The sequence below is a fragment of the Kitasatospora sp. NPDC059088 genome (assembly GCF_042738155.1).
In the GTDB taxonomy this organism is placed as follows: Bacteria; Actinomycetota; Actinomycetes; order Streptomycetales; family Streptomycetaceae; genus Kitasatospora.
In genome coordinates, this window is sequence record NZ_JBHYGR010000297.1 from 1 (window position 1) to 1,822 (window position 1,822).

The 1,822-nt window shown below is 70.0% G+C and carries 2 protein-coding genes; both read left to right on the plus strand.

Translation table 11 applies throughout. From position 1 onward, the window contains the following. A partial coding sequence (locus ACFWXO_RS45455; RefSeq protein WP_380533145.1) for a hypothetical protein occupies window positions 1–1,195 on the plus strand: 1,195 nt, incomplete at its 5' end. Further along, a partial coding sequence (cas7i, locus tag ACFWXO_RS45460) for a type I-B CRISPR-associated protein Cas7/Cst2/DevR (protein ID WP_380533148.1) occupies window positions 1,192–1,822 on the plus strand: 631 nt, incomplete at its 3' end. The genes ACFWXO_RS45455 and cas7i, both read left to right, overlap by 4 nt.

Below are 1,822 nucleotides of genomic sequence, written 5' to 3' on the forward strand. Positions count from 1 at the left end.
CTTCCCCAACACCGCGATGAACCACCCCGGCAACGGCAAGCGCACCGATGCCGAGATCACGGAGCGCGTGGGGCAGTGGCGGACTCTGCCCCCGCAGTCCGGCAGGCCGCCCACGGTCTGCGCGCTGTGCTCACGGCAGGCCGTCGGGTACTACGGGAAGAGCGACGTGCCACTCGCCGAGAGCCAGGCGTACCGCAACACCACCCCGCGAGACCACGACGGGATGGCCCTGTGCTGGCCGTGCCTGAACAGCTTCTACGCGCTGCCCTACGGGGTGCGCCTGACCGGCGGCCCGTCCATCGCCCTGCACAGCTGGGACGACGACTTCCTCCAGCACGCTGTGGCCGAGCAGGTCGACCACAACCGGATGCTCGCCGCCACCGGCGACGCCAGCAAACGGCAGACCGGCGCGCAGGAGGTCGTCGCACTTGTCGCGCTGCGCACCCACCGCCGCCCGATGGGCGCTGCCGTCGACCTCGTGGTGTTCAACAACAACAACCGCGGCCAAGAGCTGGAGACCCACTCACTGGACCAGCCGCTGGCCGAGTGGCTGCGCCGCACCCAGCGGCTGGGTGATCGGCGCGCCGGCTTCGCGGAGCTGGTTCGCGCCCACGCCAGTACGTCGACGCCCGGGCTCGTGGCCTTGGCCCGCAACGTCTTCCGCACGCCCAGCCGGATCGTGGCCGCCGGCCACGGCCGGCTCCTCAACTGCCTGACCCGCTCGGGGCGCGACCGTTCCCGGGCCGAGGCCCTGGCCGCGCTGCTCAACTCCTTCGCCACCGAGGTAATGCTGATGACCGAGAAAGACCTGGCCGAAATCGCCAGGACCGCCCGCAACGTGGCCGCGCTGCTGAACACCGCCACCACCGGCGGCCAACTGCGGAGCTTCCGCACCCTGCTGCGCGACCCGTCGAAGCTGCGCGGGTGGCTCACATCCCAGGGCGTGCAGTGGACCGTCAAGCCGCCCGTCGGAGCAGCGGGGCCGTTGGTGACCGAGCGGGGCTTCGAGCTGCTGTTCAGCCCGGTCTCGCAGAACCCGGCTTGGTTCCACCGGGACATGTTCCTGGTCGGTGTGCTGCAGGAGCTGAACTCGCTCGGCTGGAAGCCCAAGCAGCCGGAGGAGGAGAGCGAGGAGGATCTCGATCCCCGCGACCTCGAAGCGATGACGTTCGACACGGAGGATGAGCAGCAGTGACGTACCTGGTTGGCAAGATCGTTCTGGATGTTGTGGCGGGTGCCCCGAACAACGGCTTGGCGGAGGACAACAACGGCAAGGTCAAGCAGTTGCGGGTCGGGCGGAACGTCCACCCGTACGTGTCCGCGCAGGCGTTCCGCCGTTGGCTGCGCGACAGCCTGCCCGTGCAGGAGTCGCGATCGCCGGTGACCCGCAGCGGTTCTGGCGCCAAGCAGCAGGCTTACACCGCGGGCCGCCCCGATCTGCACCTGGACGACGATCTGTTCGGCTACATGGTCGCGGTGAAGAAGGAGAGCTACAGCCGGGAGACGGTGCTGGCGACCGGCACGTTCGTGTCGGTCGTCCCGCAGCGGCCCACCAGCGACTTCGGCACCATGAGCCGGGACTTCCCGCCTGGCGAGCACCCGGTGATCCACTCCCACGAGCTCTACAGCGCTGTCCTGGCCGGGGACGTACTCCTGGACCTTCCCCGTGTCGGCGTCTTCGAGACGGACGGCACGGGGCTGCGTACCGCGCTGAGCCCGGCCGCCAAGGAGGAGGCCGTCAAGGCGGGCGCCGAGAAGACGGTGCTGCGCAGCGTCGGCGCGGTGCGGCTGCCCCTGGCAGAGCGTCGGCGGCGGGTGGACA